Source organism: Pelomicrobium sp. G1 (genome assembly GCF_051905455.1).
Classification (GTDB): Bacteria; Pseudomonadota; Gammaproteobacteria; order Burkholderiales; family UBA6910; genus Pelomicrobium.
Window position 1 is genome coordinate 128,864 of the sequence record NZ_JBQACR010000009.1, and the last position, 14,713, is coordinate 143,576.

Annotated in this window: 15 protein-coding genes and 1 tRNA gene; 9 read left to right on the top strand and 7 right to left on the bottom strand. The window is 65.0% G+C overall.

Translation table 11 applies throughout. The features are described from left to right. Window positions 1-9 precede the first annotated feature (9 nt). The 7 genes from ureA to urtA form a co-directional block, all read right to left on the bottom strand. Complete coding sequence (gene ureA / locus ACTFO6_RS10520) at window positions 10-312, bottom strand: urease subunit gamma (protein ID WP_147799866.1); 303 nt, start codon at window positions 310-312, stop codon at window positions 10-12. A gap of 45 nt (window positions 313-357) precedes the next feature. Further along, window positions 358-1,203 carry an urease accessory protein UreD gene (locus ACTFO6_RS10525; protein WP_439934418.1) on the bottom strand — a complete coding sequence of 282 codons (846 nt, stop codon included), beginning with the start codon at window positions 1,201-1,203 and terminating at the stop codon, window positions 358-360. A 7-nt stretch (window positions 1,204-1,210) separates the two neighbouring features. Beyond that, a complete protein-coding gene (urtE, locus tag ACTFO6_RS10530; RefSeq protein WP_439934419.1) occupies window positions 1,211-1,903 on the bottom strand; it encodes an urea ABC transporter ATP-binding subunit UrtE in 693 nt (230 codons plus the stop codon). An 86-nt stretch (window positions 1,904-1,989) separates the two neighbouring features. Then, the gene (urtD, locus tag ACTFO6_RS10535) at window positions 1,990-2,805 is read right to left on the bottom strand and encodes an urea ABC transporter ATP-binding protein UrtD (protein WP_439934420.1); all 816 of its coding nucleotides are present in this window, start codon (window positions 2,803-2,805) and stop codon (window positions 1,990-1,992) included. An 11-nt stretch (window positions 2,806-2,816) separates the two neighbouring features. Further along, entirely contained in the window at window positions 2,817-3,920 is a 1,104-nt protein-coding gene (gene urtC / locus ACTFO6_RS10540) for an urea ABC transporter permease subunit UrtC (RefSeq protein ID WP_439934421.1), read from the bottom strand. A gap of 3 nt (window positions 3,921-3,923) precedes the next feature. After that, window positions 3,924-5,462: an urea ABC transporter permease subunit UrtB gene (gene urtB / locus ACTFO6_RS10545; RefSeq protein ID WP_439934449.1), complete on the bottom strand. Its 1,539-nt coding sequence runs from the start codon at window positions 5,460-5,462 to the stop codon at window positions 3,924-3,926. 147 nt (window positions 5,463-5,609) lie between these two features. Next, complete coding sequence (gene urtA / locus ACTFO6_RS10550) at window positions 5,610-6,869, bottom strand: urea ABC transporter substrate-binding protein (protein WP_147799861.1); 1,260 nt, start codon at window positions 6,867-6,869, stop codon at window positions 5,610-5,612. A gap of 333 nt (window positions 6,870-7,202) precedes the next feature. On the opposite strand from urtA, the gene ACTFO6_RS10555 reads away from it, so the two are divergent. The 9 genes from ACTFO6_RS10555 to ACTFO6_RS10595 all read left to right on the top strand — a co-directional run bounded on the left by ACTFO6_RS10555 (window position 7,203) and on the right by ACTFO6_RS10595 (window position 14,661). Then, window positions 7,203-7,279, top strand: a tRNA-Val gene (locus tag ACTFO6_RS10555). Window positions 7,280-7,408: 129 nt separating this feature from the next. Then, window positions 7,409-9,328: a threonine--tRNA ligase gene (gene thrS / locus ACTFO6_RS10560; protein WP_439934422.1), complete on the top strand. Its 1,920-nt coding sequence runs from the start codon at window positions 7,409-7,411 to the stop codon at window positions 9,326-9,328. A gap of 55 nt (window positions 9,329-9,383) precedes the next feature. Then, window positions 9,384-9,923 carry a translation initiation factor IF-3 gene (gene infC / locus ACTFO6_RS10565; RefSeq protein ID WP_439934423.1) on the top strand — a complete coding sequence of 180 codons (540 nt, stop codon included), beginning with the start codon at window positions 9,384-9,386 and terminating at the stop codon, window positions 9,921-9,923. 94 nt (window positions 9,924-10,017) lie between these two features. Next, window positions 10,018-10,215, top strand: coding sequence for a 50S ribosomal protein L35 (rpmI, locus tag ACTFO6_RS10570; RefSeq protein ID WP_439934450.1), 198 nt, complete (start codon window positions 10,018-10,020; stop codon window positions 10,213-10,215). A 12-nt stretch (window positions 10,216-10,227) separates the two neighbouring features. Then, complete coding sequence (rplT, locus tag ACTFO6_RS10575) at window positions 10,228-10,587, top strand: 50S ribosomal protein L20 (RefSeq protein WP_439934424.1); 360 nt, start codon at window positions 10,228-10,230, stop codon at window positions 10,585-10,587. A 79-nt stretch (window positions 10,588-10,666) separates the two neighbouring features. Continuing rightward, window positions 10,667-11,650: a phenylalanine--tRNA ligase subunit alpha gene (pheS, locus tag ACTFO6_RS10580; RefSeq protein WP_439934451.1), complete on the top strand. Its 984-nt coding sequence runs from the start codon at window positions 10,667-10,669 to the stop codon at window positions 11,648-11,650. A gap of 11 nt (window positions 11,651-11,661) precedes the next feature. Continuing rightward, window positions 11,662-14,013: a phenylalanine--tRNA ligase subunit beta gene (gene pheT, locus ACTFO6_RS10585; protein WP_439934425.1), complete on the top strand. Its 2,352-nt coding sequence runs from the start codon at window positions 11,662-11,664 to the stop codon at window positions 14,011-14,013. Window positions 14,014-14,024: 11 nt separating this feature from the next. Further along, complete coding sequence (locus tag ACTFO6_RS10590) at window positions 14,025-14,357, top strand: integration host factor subunit alpha (protein WP_333843682.1); 333 nt, start codon at window positions 14,025-14,027, stop codon at window positions 14,355-14,357. After that, window positions 14,311-14,661 carry a MerR family transcriptional regulator gene (locus ACTFO6_RS10595; RefSeq protein WP_439934426.1) on the top strand — a complete coding sequence of 117 codons (351 nt, stop codon included), beginning with the start codon at window positions 14,311-14,313 and terminating at the stop codon, window positions 14,659-14,661. The genes ACTFO6_RS10590 and ACTFO6_RS10595 overlap by 47 nt, the downstream gene beginning before the upstream one ends. The last annotated feature ends 52 nt before the right edge of the window (window positions 14,662-14,713 follow it).

Below are 14,713 nucleotides of genomic sequence, written 5' to 3' on the forward strand. Positions count from 1 at the left end.
GCTCCGTTTTCAAACGATCGGATTGTGGACGGTGACCAGCTTGGTGCCGTCGGGGAAAGTGGCTTCTACCTGGATCTCGGGGATCATCTCGGCCACGCCTTCCATCACGTCCTCGCGCTTGAGCAGGGTGGCGCCCCAGCGCATGAGCTCGGCCACGCTCCGGCCGTCGCGAGCGCCTTCCATGATGGCAGCGCTGAGGTAAGCGACCGCTTCCGGGTAATTGAGCTTCAGTCCCCGGGCCTTGCGCCGCTCGGCCAGAAGCGCTGCCGTGAAGACCAACAGTTTGTCTTTCTCTCTCGGTGTCAGCTCCATGCGATTTCCTCCCGCATTAAGTCCTGCCGTGCGGTCCCTGGATGATCAAGTGTTCCAGATCCGCGGCGGACACGCCGCCCGCCCGCACAGAGCCGGGCGGATCAATGCCCACAACTGGCCGAAATACCGGCGCGCAGCCTGCCCGCTCGGACCGAGAAAGCGCGCCACCAGCAGCCCCGGGAGCGCAGTGATGCCGCCCGCGCAGCCTTGCGCCGGCGCCACGTCTCGGCAGCGCTCCAGCAGCTCCGGCGGGATGTGATCGGCGACCGCGAGCAGCGTGCCGCAGACCGGCTGGCCGGCGAGGCCCGCCGGCGATGTCAGTACCGGTCCGCCACCCGCCAGAATTCCTTGTTCCAGCCACAAGGGTCGCCCGTTGCGCCACAGCCGGGTGCTGAGCTTCACGGTGCCGCGGGAGAAACGCTCGCCTCGCGCCGTGCGTCCCAGGCACAGGATCTCCCAGCCGATGTAGCGGCTGCGCTCCTTTAGATGCACGTCGCAATGCATGACAGCACGCGCTTGATCGAACACAATGGTCTCTTGGGGCAGCCATTCCAGCGTTGCATCATCTTCCACGTCGAAGCGCAGCCGCTGAGCCGCTTCTGGACCCGCGGAACGGTACCACTTGTTGGCTCCGGGGGTGGTGAGGAGCGCATGGGCGCCCGACATCAACTGTACGCAGAGATCCAGCCGGTCGCCTCCAGCCAGTCCTGCGGGCGGGTGCAGTGGCACTGTGTGGCAGACGGCTTCTCCTTCCGGGTAGAACGGCTTCTGGACCGCCAAGGGACCCGAGTGGGCGCGCTCCACCAGCCGCGTGCGCGGGCCATCCCTGTCGTAGCGCAACGTGAGCGCTCCATGCCATCCCGTGGCGGCAACCTGCTCGCGGGGAATCATCCCCGAATTATACGGCGAGGTAGCCTCGCACGTTGTCGCGGTCCATGTCGGCTCCCGCGCCGCGCTTGACGATTTCGCCGCGTTCCATGACCAGGTACTGGTCGGCCAGCGAGCGGGCGAAATCGTAGTACTGCTCCACCAACAGGATGGCCATTTCACCGCCTTCGGCGAGCGTGCGGATCGCGCGCTCGATGTCCTTGATCAGGGAGGGTTGGATCCCCTCGGTCGGCTCGTCCAGGATGAGCATCTTCGGCGTCATGGCGAGCGCTCGGCCGATGGCAAGCTGCTGCTGTTGGCCGCCGGAGAGGTCGCCCCCGCGGCGCCTGAGCATGGTCTTGAGCGCGGGAAACAGCTCGAAAATGCGCGCCGGAAGCGGCGTTGCCGGATGGCGCGAAGCAAGCCCCATGCGCAAGTTCTCCTCCACCGTGAGTCGGGGAAAAATCTCCCGCCCCTGAGGCACGTATCCGATGCCGGTCCGCGCGCGCCGGTGCGAAGGGCAGCGGGTGATATCCTGCCCGGCGAAGCGGATGGTACCCGAAGCTGCCGGGATGACGCCCATCAGGCACTTGAGCAGAGTGGTTTTGCCCACGCCGTTGCGGCCCAGCAGCGCCGTCACCTTCCCTGGCGGCACCTCGAAGCTCACGTCGCGCAGGATGTGGCTTCCGCCGTAGAACTGGTTGAGATTTTCAACGCTCAGCATATGGGCGTTTAACCGCGGGCAGAGGCGGAGAAAACAACTTTCTCGCGTTTTTCGAATGGAAGCTCCATACCTCGGCGGTCAAGGATTCAGCGTCCAAGATACACCTCGACCACCCGCGGGTCGTTCTGCACTGTCTCCATGGAACCTTCGGTCAGCACGCTGCCTTCATGCAGGACGGTGACCTTGCGTGCGATGTGGCTGACGAACTTCATGTCGTGCTCCACCACGATCAGGGAGTGGCGGCCAGCGAGGGAAATGAACAGCTCTGCGGTGCGCTCCGTTTCCTCGTCCGTCATTCCCGCCACCGGCTCGTCCAGCAGCAACAGCTTGGGCTCTTGCATCAGGAGCATGCCGATTTCCAACCACTGCTTCTGGCCGTGGGACAAGAGCCCGGCCGGGCGGTCCGCCTGATCGGCCAGTTGCACCAGGCGCAGCGTTTCCGCAATGCGGTCGCGCTGGACGTCGTCCAGCTCGGCGAATAGGCTGGCAAACACGCCCTTGTCGGTTTTCATCGCCAGCTCCAGGTTTTCGAACACCGTATGTTGCTCGAACACGGTGGGCTTTTGGAACTTGCGTCCGATGCCGACTTGGGCGATTTCCGGCTCGGTGAGGCGCGTCAGGTCGATGGTCTGGCCGAAGAACGCTTTTCCCTTGTCCGGGCGCGTCTTGCCGCTGATCACGTCCATCATGGTAGTCTTGCCGGCGCCGTTGGGGCCGATGACGCATCGCAGCTCCCCCGCGTCGATGACCAGGTTGAGGTCGTTGAGGGCTTTGAACCCATCGAAGCTGACGCTGATGTTTTCCAGGTAGAGGATGGTGCCGTGGGAGATATCCAGCTCGCCCGGCTGCAGGACGTGACCGAAGGCGGTCGAGCCGCTGGCGGCGCTGTGGTCAACGGCCATGCTTCCGGCTTTCATGGTTTGCGTGCCGCGAGTTGCTGCACGAGCCCGACGATTCCGCGCGGCATGAAGAGCGTCACCGCGATGAACAGAAGCCCTAGGAAATAGAGCCAGAACTCGGGGAACGTCACCGTGAACCAACTCTTCGCCCCGTTGACGATGCCGGCGCCCACGAGCGCGCCGATGAGCGTTCCGCGGCCGCCGACGGCAACCCAGATGGCGATCTCGATCGAGTTGGCGGGCGACATCTCGCTGGGGTTGATGATGCCCACCTGCGGCACGTACAGGGCCCCGGCGATGCCGCAGATGACGGCGGAGAGCGTCCAGATGAACAGCTTGTAGTGCAAAGGGTTGTAGCCGGAGAACATGATCCGGCTCTCGGCGTCGCGGATGGCGGTCAGCACCCGGCCCAGCTTGGAAGTGACGATGAAGCGCGCGGCGATCAGCGTCAAGAGGAGCGCGGCTCCGGTGACCATGAACAGCGCCATACGGGTTTCGGGGGTCGCGATGGGAAAGCCGAGGATGCGCTTGAAATCGGTGAATCCGTTATTGCCCCCGAAGCCGGTCTCGTTGCGGAAGAACAGCAGCATGGCGGCGAAGGTGAGGGCCTGGGTGATGATGGAAAAGTACACGCCCTTGATGCGGGAGCGAAACGCGAAATAGCCGAATACAAAGGCGAGCAGTCCTGGCACCAGCACCACGAGCAGCGCCGCGTACCAGAACTGGTCAGTGTTCCACCAGTGCCAGGGGAGCTCTTTCCAGTCCAGAAAGACCATGAAGTCTGGAAGATCGCTTTGGTAATGGCCGTCGCGGCCGATCTGACGCATGAGATACATGCCCATGGCGTAGCCGCCGAGGGCGAAAAACAGGCCGTGGCCCAGACTCAGGATGCCGGCGTAGCCCCAGATGAGGTCCAGGGCGAGTGCGACCATGGCGTAGCACATGATTTTGCCGATAAGCGTCACGAGGTAGTCTGGGATGTGCAGCGGACTTCCGGCGGGCACTGCCAGGTTGAGGATCGGGAACAGGACCAGCAAGATGGCGGCGGCGAGCGCTACCGAGGTCCAGCCGGCCGGACCGTAGAGACGTCCCAGGCGGACGCAGAAGGGCGTGCGCATCGGTCAGCTCTCCGCGGTCCGCCCTTTCAGGGCAAACAGGCCCTGGGGTCGTTTCTGGATGAACAGGATGATGAAGACCAGCACGGCGATCTTGGCCAGCACGGCGCCTTGCCATGCTTCGAGGAACTTGTTCACGACGCCAAGGCCGAGCGCTGCGTAGACCGTGCCGGCGAGCTGCCCGACGCCGCCCAACACCACGACCATGAAGGAGTCCACAATGTAGGCTTGGCCGAGGTCGGGTCCGACGTTGCCGATCTGGGAAAGGGCGCACCCCGCGAGCCCGGCGATGCCGGCGCCCAAGCCGAAAGCGTAGGTGTCCACCCGCGCGGTGGGGACGCCGCAGCAGCCCGCCATGGACCGATTCTGCGTGACGGCGCGGATGAACAGACCGAGGCGGGTTCGGGCGAGCAGCACGGCCACCAGCAGGACGACCATGCCGGCGAACAGGATGATGACGATCCGGTTGTAGGGCAACACCACGTTGCTCATCAGTTCTACACCGCCCGACATCCAGGACGGGTTCTCGACCTGGACGTTCTGGGCGCCGAAGAGCGTGCGGACTCCTTGGATCAGGATCAGGCTGATGCCCCAGGTGGCGAGCAGCGTCTCCAGGGGCCGCCCGTACAGGTGGCGGATCACGCTGCGTTCCAATGCGATGCCGACGAGGGCCGAAGTGACGAACGCCGCCGGGGCGGCGCACAGCAGGTAGAAGTCGAACGCATGGGGCAGATGGCTGCGGAACAGGTTCTGCACCACGTAGGTGGCGTAGGCGCCCACCATGATGAGCTCGCCATGGGCCAGGTTGATGACGCCCATGAGGCCGTAGGTGATGGCAAGTCCCAAGGCGGCGAGCAGCAGGATGCTGCCCAGGCTCACACCGCTGAAGACCTGGGCCGCCCGCTCGCCCATCGCCAGCCGGCTCTCCACCGCCCGCAAGGATTTTTCGGCCTCGGCGCGCACGGTGGGATCGGGCTCGGCGTAGCCATCGGCTTTTTTCGCCAGCAAAGCGAGCAGCAGCGTCCGGGTGTTGGGATCGCTGCTGGCGGCAAGCGTCCTGACGGCGGAGAGGCGGGTGGCCGGATCGGGGCTGGCCAGCTGCAGTCCGGCCTGGGCCAGTTGCAGCTTTTCTTTGATCCGGGGGTCGGTCTCCTGGGCGAGGGCCCGGGAGATCGCCGGCAGCAGCGATTCGTCCGCGCCGGCTTGCAGCGCCTGTGCCGCCGCCAGGCGCTCGGCGCGGTTTTTGGAAAACAGCTTAAGGCTGGCGATGGCGGTCGCCAGTTCGCTGCGAATCCGGTTGTTGACGACCACCTCGTCGAGCTGTTCCGGCGTCGGCTCCACTTTCCCGCCTGTGGCCGCGTCGATGACCGCACCGTCTTTGACGATGAGCACCCGGCCATCGGGGGTCGTGTGGAGCTCGGCGTTTTCCAGGGCCTGGAGCACCGGCAGCGCCGAGTGGTCGCCTCCTGCCGCGATTTCGCGAATCGCGGCGATCTTCTCGTCACTGTCGCCGAAGGCCAGGGCCTGGAGCCGTTGCGGCGCCATCGCCAGCGCGCAGAGCGGCAGTAGCGACAGGATGGGGGCGATGAGATGCAGCAGTCGTTTCACGACGCTATGAGGCCCAGGAAGCAGGTTCAGGCAAAAGGGGAAACGCCGCGGCCCGGAAGCGTCCCGGCCGCGGGCGGGCACAACTTACTTCTTCTCCGGTTCGTCTTTCTTCTTATCGTTGCCGGGGATGTAGGGGCTCCACGGCTGGGCCTTGACGAGGCCCTTGCTTTTCCACACCACGTTGAATTGGCCGTCCGCCCGCACTTCGCCGATGAACACCGGCTTATGGAGGTGGTGGTTTTTTTCGTCCATTTTCACGGTGAAGCCGGAAGGGGCCTTGAAGGTCTGGCCCGCCATGGCGGCGATGACTTTATCGACATCGGTCGTCCTGGCCTTTTCCACCGCCTGCTTCCACATGTGGATGCCGATGTAGGTGGCCTCCATCGGATCGTTGGTGATGGGTTTGTCCCGGTGGCCGGGCAGGTTTTTCGCCTTGGCGTACGCCGCCCATTTCTTGATGAATTCTTCGTTGGTCGGATTCTTGAGCGACATGAAGTAGTTCCACGCCGCCAGGTGACCCACCAGCGGCTTGGTGTCGACGCCCCGCAGCTCTTCCTCCCCGACCGAGAACGCCACCACCGGCACGTCGGTGGCCTTCAAGCCCTGGTTGCCGAGTTCCTTGTAAAACGGCACGTTGGAGTCGCCATTGATCGTGGAGATCACCGCCGTCTTTCCGCCCTGGGCGAACTTCTTGATGTTGCCGACGATGGTCTGGTAGTCGGTGTGCCCGAACGGCGTGTAGACTTCCTCGATGTCCGACTCCTTGACCCCTTTCGACTTGAGGAAGGCGCGCAGGATCTTGTTGGTGGTGCGGGGATACACGTAATCCGTGCCAAGGAGGAAGAAGCGTTTGGCACCGCCGCCTTCCTTGCTCATCAGGTATTCGACCGCGGGAATCGCCTGCTGGTTAGGAGCGGCCCCGGTGTAGAAGACGTTGTAGGACAGCTCCTCGCCCTCGTACTGGACGGGATAGAAAAGCAGCCCGTTGAGCTCTTCGAACACGGGCAGCACGGATTTGCGTGATACCGAGGTCCAGCAGCCGAAGACGACGGCCACCTTGTCCTGGGTAAGGAGCTGGCGCGCTTTCTCGGCGAACAGGGGCCAGTTGGAGGCCGGGTCCACCACCACGGGCTCCAGTTTTTTGCCCAAGACCCCGCCCTTGGCGTTGATTTCCTCGATGGTCATCAGGGCGACGTCCTTCAGCACCGTCTCGCTGATGGCCATGGTGCCCGAGAGCGAGTGCAGGATTCCTACCTTGATGGTCTCGGCAGCCTGCAGGGGCGCAGCCCACCAGAGGGCAGCCGCCAGGCCGAGCGCCGTTTTCAAGAATTGCTTCCGGTTCATCGTGCTCCCCTTGTGAGGACGAGTGATGTGGGTGCTCAATCTCCGCGTGAGTGAACCTCTGCCCTTTGCAGGGCGGCGGTTCGACGCCCCTGTCCGCAACAACCATGCCAGTCGGAGGACTGGCGTCAAAGACGTTGTGTTTCAGCTGATTGCGGCGAGCCGCCGATGCCCTTGGCCGTGCCGGGCGACGGGGCGGCGCGCCCGTCTTTGGTGCGCCCGCGGCGAGCGTGCACTGGTTTGGGGCGGGGTGGGGCTTCGGGCCTGGGGTGAGGCCATCGCGTGCGCTTCCGGTTTGATGGCACACCCGGTTTCCGGTAGAATTCAGGGCGTTTCAGGCGCGTAGCTCAGCTGGTTAGAGCATCACCTTGACATGGTGGGGGTCGGTGGTTCGAGTCCACTCGCGCCTACCAGCCTCTTGCAGGTTGCCCATGTCGTTCCGAACTCGCATGACGACCGACGCTTGAGAAAAGGGGTCGAGCCCCGCTCAAAGAAGGGTGCGGCTCGGCCGCACTTTTTTTGCGCCCCGGGAGAGGATTTCCATGTCGGTCGTCATCACGCTGCCCGACAAGTCGCAAAAGACGTTCGACCAGCCGGTGACCGTGGCGGAAGTCGCCGCGGCCATTGGCCCGGGTCTTGCGCGCGCCGCCCTCGCCGGCCGGGTCAACGGGCGGCTGGTGGACACTTCCTACCGTATCGAGTCCGACGCTGAGGTGGCCATCGTCACGGACAAGGACCCCGAGGGGCTGGAGATCCTACGCCACTCCACGGCCCATCTCCTGGCCCACGCGGTGAAGGAGCTCTTTCCCGACGCCCAGGTGACTATCGGCCCGGTGATCCAAAACGGCTTCTACTACGACTTCGCCTACAAGCGTCCCTTCACCCCTGAGGACCTGGAGGCGATCGAAAAGCGCATGGCGGAGATCGCCCAAAGGGACTACCCAGTGGAACGCCAGGTGCTCCCCCGGGACGCGGCGATCAGGTTCTTCCGCGAACAGGGCGAAGAGTACAAGGCCCGGATCATCGAGGCGATCCCCGAGGGGGAGGAAATCTCTCTGTACCGCCAGGATGGATTCACGGATCTATGCCGGGGGCCCCACGTGCCCTCCACCGGCCGGCTCAAGGTCTTCAAGCTGCTCAAGGTGGCGGGGGCTTACTGGCGGGGCGACGCGCGCAACGAGATGCTGCAGCGGATCTACGGCACCGCCTGGGGAAAAAAGGAAGACCAGGAGCGCTATCTCAAGGCCCTGGAAGAGGCGGAGAAGCGCGACCACCGTCGGCTCGGGCGCCAGCTGGATCTGTTTCACACCCAGGACGAGGCGCCAGGAATGGTGTTCTGGCATCCTAAGGGATGGGCCGTGTGGCAGCAGGTGGAACAGTACATGCGCCGGGTGTACGTGGAAAACGGCTATCAGGAAGTGCGCTGCCCCCAGATCCTGGACGTCAGCCTGTGGCAGCGTTCGGGCCACTGGGACAATTTCCACGAGAACATGTTCTTCACCGCGTCCGAAAACCGGCAATACGCGGTGAAGCCGATGAACTGCCCGGGTCATATCCAGATCTTCAACAGTGCGCTACGCAGCTATCGGGACCTGCCGCTGCGCTACGGAGAGTTCGGCTCCTGTCACCGCAACGAGCCTTCCGGGGCGCTGCACGGGCTCATGCGGGTGCGGGCCTTCACCCAGGACGATGGCCACATCTTCTGCACCTCGGAGCAGATCGAGCCCGAGGTGGTGGCGTTCCACCGCCTGGCCCTGAGCGTCTACGCCGATTTCGGCTTCGACGAGGTCACCATCAAGCTGGCCCTGCGGCCCGAGAAGCGGATCGGCTCCGACGCGATCTGGGACCAGGCGGAAGGGGCGTTGCGGGCGGCGCTCGCCGCCTGCGGCGTGCAATGGGAGGAGCTTCCCGGCGAAGGAGCCTTTTACGGCCCCAAGATCGAATACCATCTCCAGGACTCCATCGGCCGCTCGTGGCAGTGCGGAACCATCCAGGTGGACTTCGCAATGCCCCAGCGCCTGGGGGCGGAGTACGTGGCGGAGGACAACACCCGCAAGACGCCGGTCATGCTCCACCGGGCCATCCTGGGCTCCATGGAGCGGTTCATCGGCATCCTGATCGAGCACTACGCCGGGGCGTTTCCCCTATGGCTCGCCCCCGTCCAGGCGGTGGTGATGAACATCTCCGAAGGCCAGGCGGCTTACGCCCGGGAGGTGGGCGAGGTGCTGCGGCGCCGGGGGCTGCGGGTGGAATGCGACTTGAGGAACGAAAAAATAACCTATAAAATTCGCGAACATAGTTTGCAGAAAGTGCCGTTCCAGCTCGTTGTCGGGGACAAGGAGGTGGCGGCGCGGAAAGTGGCGGTGCGCGCGCGAGGCAACCAGGACCTGGGGGCGATGACCCTAGAAGGATTCTGGAACCTGGTCGAGCGGGAACTGGCCAAGAAGGGGCGCACTGGATGAGGGCTGTGGCCGCCGCGCGTATCGACGAGCGGAGCGCGGCGGGCCGCAGCTTTTTTTGACTTGGAGGGCTGACGCTATCGTTCAAGAGAAACAGCACCGGATCAACGGCGAGATCACCGCGCCCGAGGTCCGACTGATCGGCGTAAACGGCGAGCAGATCGGCATCGTGAGCCTGGCCACCGCCCAGCAAATGGCGGAGGAAGCTGAGCTGGACCTGGTGGAAATCGCGCCGCAGGCGAAGCCCCCGGTTTGTCGCATCATGGACTACGGGAAGTTCAAGTACCGGGAGAGCAAGAAGCGACACGAAGCCAGGCTCAAGCAGAAGCAGATCCAAGTCAAGGAGATCAAGTTCCGGCCGGGAACCGACGAAGGGGACTACCAGATCAAGCTGCGCAACCTGGTTCGTTTCCTCCAGGAAGGGGATAAAGCGAAGGTGACGCTGCGTTTCCGCGGGCGCGAGATGGCCCACCAGGAGATCGGCGTGCGGCTGCTCGAGCGGGTGAAGGCGGACCTGGAACCCTACGGCATGGTAGAACAGTTTCCCAAGATGGAAGGGCGGCAGATGGTGATGGTGCTGTCGCCCAAGAAGAAGTGAGCGGCCCAAGGTAAGGATCGCTATACAAGCGGCGCCGGGTCATGAAGCGTCCGCCCATGCGGGCCGCCCGGCGAGCGAAGAAAGGAGAGTGAAAGTGCCCAAACTCAAGACCAAGCGCGGCGCCGCCAAGCGCTTCAAAGTGCTGGGCGGCGGCGGGATCAAGCGCACCAAATCCCACCTGCGCCACATCCTCACCAAGAAGTCGCGCAAGCGCAAACGCAACCTGCGCGGGACGACCATGATTCACCCGGCCGACAAGGCCCTGGTGAAGAACATGCTGCCGTACGCGTAAAGGAGCGCACCCATGCCGAGAGTCAAACGTGGAGTCACGGCGCGCGCCCGCCACAAGAAGGTACTCGCCCAGGCCAAGGGCTACCGGGGCCGCCGCAAGAATGTGTTCCGGGTCGCCACCCAGGCGGTGATGAAGGCGGGGCAGTACGCCTACCGGGACCGCCGCCAGCGCAAGCGCCAGTTTAGGGCCCTGTGGATCGCCCGCATCAACGCCGCAGCGCGGGAGTGCGGTCTCACCTACAGCGCCTTCATGAACGGGCTGAAAAAGGCCTCCATCGAGATCGACCGCAAGGTGCTGGCCGATCTCGCGGTATTGGACAAGCCGGCCTTCGCCCGCATCGCGGAGCAAGCCAAGGCGAGCCTCGGCACCTGAGGGATTGCCCGGCCCCGGGGGCTTGAAGCCTCCCTTTTTGTTCGCGGGCGGGCCCGAGAAACCCATGGTTCAGCCGTTGATGGAAAGCCTGGATCAGCTCGTCCAGGAGGCGCTCAACGAGTTCCAGGGCGTCGAGGACCCGGATGCCCTGGAGAGGGCGAAGGCGCGCTATCTGGGCCGCGCGGGGGTCATCACTGGGCTGCTGAAGGGGCTCGGCCGGTTGCCGGCCGAGGAACGGCCGGCGGCCGGCGCGCGGATCAACCAGGCGAAACAGACGCTGGAGGAGGCCCTCGCCCGCGCCCGGGAGGCGCTCGCCTGGCGCAAGCTGGAAGAACGCTTGGCCTCCGAGGCCCTCGACGTCACCCTCCCGGGACGGGGCCAGGGCACCGGGGGGATGCATCCCGTGACCCGCACCCTCGCCCGCATCGAGGAGCTGTTCGCTTCCATCGGCTTCGAGATCGCCTCCGGCCCGGAGATCGAGACCGACTATTACAACTTCACCGCCCTCAACATCCCGGAGGGGCATCCCGCCCGGGCCATGCACGACACGTTCTACGTGGAGGGCGGGCTGCTCCTGCGTACCCATACCTCCCCGATCCAGATCCGCTACATGGAGCGCCATACCCCGCCCATTAAGATCATCGCCCCGGGGAAGGTCTATCGCGTGGATTCGGACGCCACCCACTCCCCCATGTTCCACCAGGTGGAGGGCCTGTGGATCGACAACCACATCACCTTCGCCGACCTCAAGGGGGTGGTGGCCGATTTCCTGCGCCGGTTTTTCGAGCGGGACACCCTCCAGGTGCGCTTCCGGCCGTCCTTTTTCCCCTTCACCGAGCCGTCCGCCGAGATCGACATGAGTTTCGGCGAGGGCTGGCTGGAGATAGGCGGATGCGGCATGGTGCACCCCAACGTGCTGAAGTTTGTCGACATCGATGCCGAGCGCTATCAGGGTTTCGCTTTCGGCCTCGGTGTCGAGCGGCTGGCGATGCTGCGCTACGGCGTCAACGACATCCGGGCGTTTTTTGAAAACGATCTGCGCTTCCTGAAACAGTTCAATTAGGCCCCAGGGCCATGAAGTTCTCCGAACACTGGCTCCGCAGCTTCGTGGATCCGCCCCTCACCAGCGAGGAGCTGGCGGAGGCCCTCACCATGGCCGGGCTTGAGGTGGAGGCGTTGGAGCCAGTCGCGCCGCCCTTCAGCGGGGTCGTGGTCGGCCGGGTGCTGGCGGTAGAAAAACACCCGGGCGCGGACCGCCTCTCGGTATGCCGCGTGGACGCGGGGGACGATCCCCTCACCATCGTCTGCGGCGCGCCCAACGTGCGCCCCGGCATGAAGGCGCCGTGCGCCCTAGTGGGCGCCCGGTTGCCAGAATCAGCCATCCGGGAGGTGAGTGTGCGGGGCGTGGTTTCCCAGGGCATGCTGTGCTCGGCCCGGGAGCTGGGCCTGTCCCAGGAGGCATCGGGGTTAATGGAGCTGCCCGCGGATGCCCCCGTGGGGGTGGATCTGCGGGAAGCGTTGGATCTGGATGACCGGCTCTTCACCTTGAAGCTCACCCCCAACCGCAGCGACTGCCTGAGCGTCGCGGGGGTTGCCCGGGAAGTGGCGGCCATCACCGCCACCAGCCTGCGGCTGCCCGAAATCGAGCCGGTGGCCGCGAGCATCGAAGACGCGCTGCCCGTCCAGGTGGACGCTCCCGACGCCTGCCCCCTCTACTGCGGCCGGGTGATCCGCGGCGTGAATCCCGCCGCCCCCACCCCGGACTGGATGGTCCAGCGCCTGGAGCGCAGCGGCGTGCGTCCCTTGAGCGCCCTCGTCGACGTCACCAACTACGTGATGCTGGAGCTGGGGCAACCCCTGCACGCCTTCGATCTCGCCCGGATCGAAGGCGGAATCGTGGTGCGCTTCGGGCGCCCGGGGGAGGGGCTCGCCCTGCTCAACGGGCAGCGGGTGGAAACCGCCCCGTTCCTGGTGATCGCGGATGCCGCGAAACCGCTGGCGCTGGCCGGCATCATGGGCGGGGCGGACAGCGCGGTCGGCGCGGCCACCGCCGACGTTTTTCTGGAGGCGGCTTTCTTCAGCCCCCAGGCGGTGGCGGGGAAGGCGTTCGGCCTGGGCTTCACCTCCGAGTCGCTGCACCGCTTCGAGCGGGGCGTGGACTACGCCGCCACCCGCCAGGCGATGGAACGGGCGACCCAGTTGATCCTCGGCATCTGCGGCGGGCGCGCCGGGCCGATCGGCCAGGTGGAAGGCACGCTGCCCAAGCGGGAGCCCATCCGGCTGCGGGTGGCGCGGGCGCAGCGCCTGCTGGGCATAGAGCTGGATGCGGCCAAGGTGAGCGAGCTGCTGCGGCGGCTCCAGTTCCGCTTCGTCGACGAGCGGGACGTGTTCTACGTCACCCCCCATACCTACCGCTTCGACCTGCAGATCGAGGAGGACCTGATCGAAGAGCTAGCCCGGCTCTATGGCTACGACCGCATCCCGGCGACCCTGCCTTCGGGGGTGGCCGCCATACGCCCGGTTCCCGAAGGGGTGAGGCGCGAGGAAACCCTGCGCCAGCGGCTGGTGGACCGGGACTACCAGGAGGTGGTGACCTATGCCTTCGTGGACGAGGCGCTGAATGGGGACCTTACGGGGAACGGGGAGCCCGTGCGCCTCTTGAATCCCCTCGCCAGCCAGATGGGGGTCATGCGGGGCAGCCTGTGGACAGGCCTGCTCCAGTGTCTTCGCTACAACCTGAGTCGCCAGCAGCCCCGGGTGCGGGTGTTCGAGGTAGGCAGTTGTTTCCTTCGTCAAGACGGGGAACTGCGCCAGCCGGCGCGCATCGCCGCCCTCGCTTACGGGGAGGCATTGCCGGAGCAGTGGGGGGAGGCGGCCCGGAATGTGGATTTCTTCGACGTGAAAGCCGATCTGGAAGCTCTGTTTGCCCCCCGGCCGGTGCGCACGGTGGCCCGGTCCCATCCGGCCCTCCACCCCGGGCGCTCGGCGGCCGTGGTGGTGGAAGGGGTAGAGGTGGGATGGATCGGCGCGCTGCATCCCCGCTGGCAGCAAAAATACGAGTTGCCCGAGGCCCCCGTCCTGTTCGAAGTGGAGCTGGCCGAGGCGCTGCGGGTGCCAGTTCCCGCTGCCCAGCCGGTCTCCAAGCTGCCTTTGGTACGCCGCGACATCGCCGTGCTGGTGGACGAGGGGCTGCCCGCCCAGGCCTTGCTGGACGCCCTGGAGGGACTCCACCTGGACCGGGTGGTGGAAGTGGGTCTCTTCGACGTGTATCGGGGAGGGGGCCTTCCCCCCGGGAAAAAAAGCCTTGCATTCCGAGTGTTATTCCAGGATACTCAGAAAACCCTTACCGACCAGGAGGTTGAGGAACTGGTGGCCCTGCTGGTGCGGGCCCTCGAGCACAAGTTCCAGGCCAAGCTTCGAATTTAAGGGGAATTTCCATGACGTTAACAAAAGCCGAGCTCGCGGATCTGTTGTTCGAAAAGGTCGGCCTCAACAAGCGGGAGGCCAAGGACATGGTGGAGTCCTTTTTCGAGGAGATCCGGGTAGCCCTCGAAAACGGAAACAGCGTGAAACTCTCCGGCTTCGGCAACTTCCAGTTGCGGGACAAGCCCCAGCGCCCCGGGCGCAACCCGAAGACCGGCGAGGAGATCCCGATCACCGCCCGCCGGGTGGTGACCTTCCACGCTAGCCAGAAATTGAAAGCCCTCGTCGAGCAGACCTATCGTGGACCCGACAACGCCCAGCAAAGAGTTGCCTCCGATTCCCGCTAAGCGCTACTTCACCATCGGTGAAGTGAGCGAGCTATGCGGGGTGAAGCCCCATGTCCTGCGCTACTGGGAGCAGGAATTCACCCAGTTGAAGCCCGTCAAGCGGCGAGGCAACCGGCGCTATTACCAGCATCACGAAGTGCTGCTGATCCGGCGCATTCGCGAGCTGCTCTACGAGCAGGGCTTCACCATCAGCGGTGCCCGCCATCGCCTGGAAGAGGGGGCGAGTGTCGCGGCCTCCACCCCGCTCGATCTGCGGGAGCTTAAGCGCGAGCTCAAGGAAGTTATCGAATCCCTGCGCCTTTGAGGGACCCCCGGCGAAGGTTCCCCAGCGGGCGCACCCGCGCCGTTGTCCCGTT

Bases quoted from the DNA above. Each gene is read 5' to 3' on its own strand.
- ureA (WP_147799866.1), bottom strand. From the start codon at position 312: ATGGAGCTGACACCGAGAGAGAAAGACAAACTGTTGGTCTTCACGGCA.
- ACTFO6_RS10525 (WP_439934418.1), bottom strand. From the start codon at position 1,203: ATGATTCCCCGCGAGCAGGTTGCCGCCACGGGATGGCATGGAGCGCTC.
- urtE (WP_439934419.1), bottom strand. From the start codon at position 1,903: ATGCTGAGCGTTGAAAATCTCAACCAGTTCTACGGCGGAAGCCACATC.
- urtD (WP_439934420.1), bottom strand. From the start codon at position 2,805: ATGGCCGTTGACCACAGCGCCGCCAGCGGCTCGACCGCCTTCGGTCAC.
- urtC (WP_439934421.1), bottom strand. From the start codon at position 3,920: ATGCGCACGCCCTTCTGCGTCCGCCTGGGACGTCTCTACGGTCCGGCC.
- urtB (WP_439934449.1), bottom strand. From the start codon at position 5,462: ATGGCGCCGCAACGGCTCCAGGCCCTGGCCTTCGGCGACAGTGACGAG.
- urtA (WP_147799861.1), bottom strand. From the start codon at position 6,869: ATGAACCGGAAGCAATTCTTGAAAACGGCGCTCGGCCTGGCGGCTGCC.
- thrS (WP_439934422.1), top strand. From the start codon at position 7,409: ATGTCGGTCGTCATCACGCTGCCCGACAAGTCGCAAAAGACGTTCGAC.
- rplT (WP_439934424.1), top strand. From the start codon at position 10,228: ATGCCGAGAGTCAAACGTGGAGTCACGGCGCGCGCCCGCCACAAGAAG.
- pheS (WP_439934451.1), top strand. From the start codon at position 10,667: ATGGAAAGCCTGGATCAGCTCGTCCAGGAGGCGCTCAACGAGTTCCAG.
- pheT (WP_439934425.1), top strand. From the start codon at position 11,662: ATGAAGTTCTCCGAACACTGGCTCCGCAGCTTCGTGGATCCGCCCCTC.
- ACTFO6_RS10590 (WP_333843682.1), top strand. From the start codon at position 14,025: ATGACGTTAACAAAAGCCGAGCTCGCGGATCTGTTGTTCGAAAAGGTC.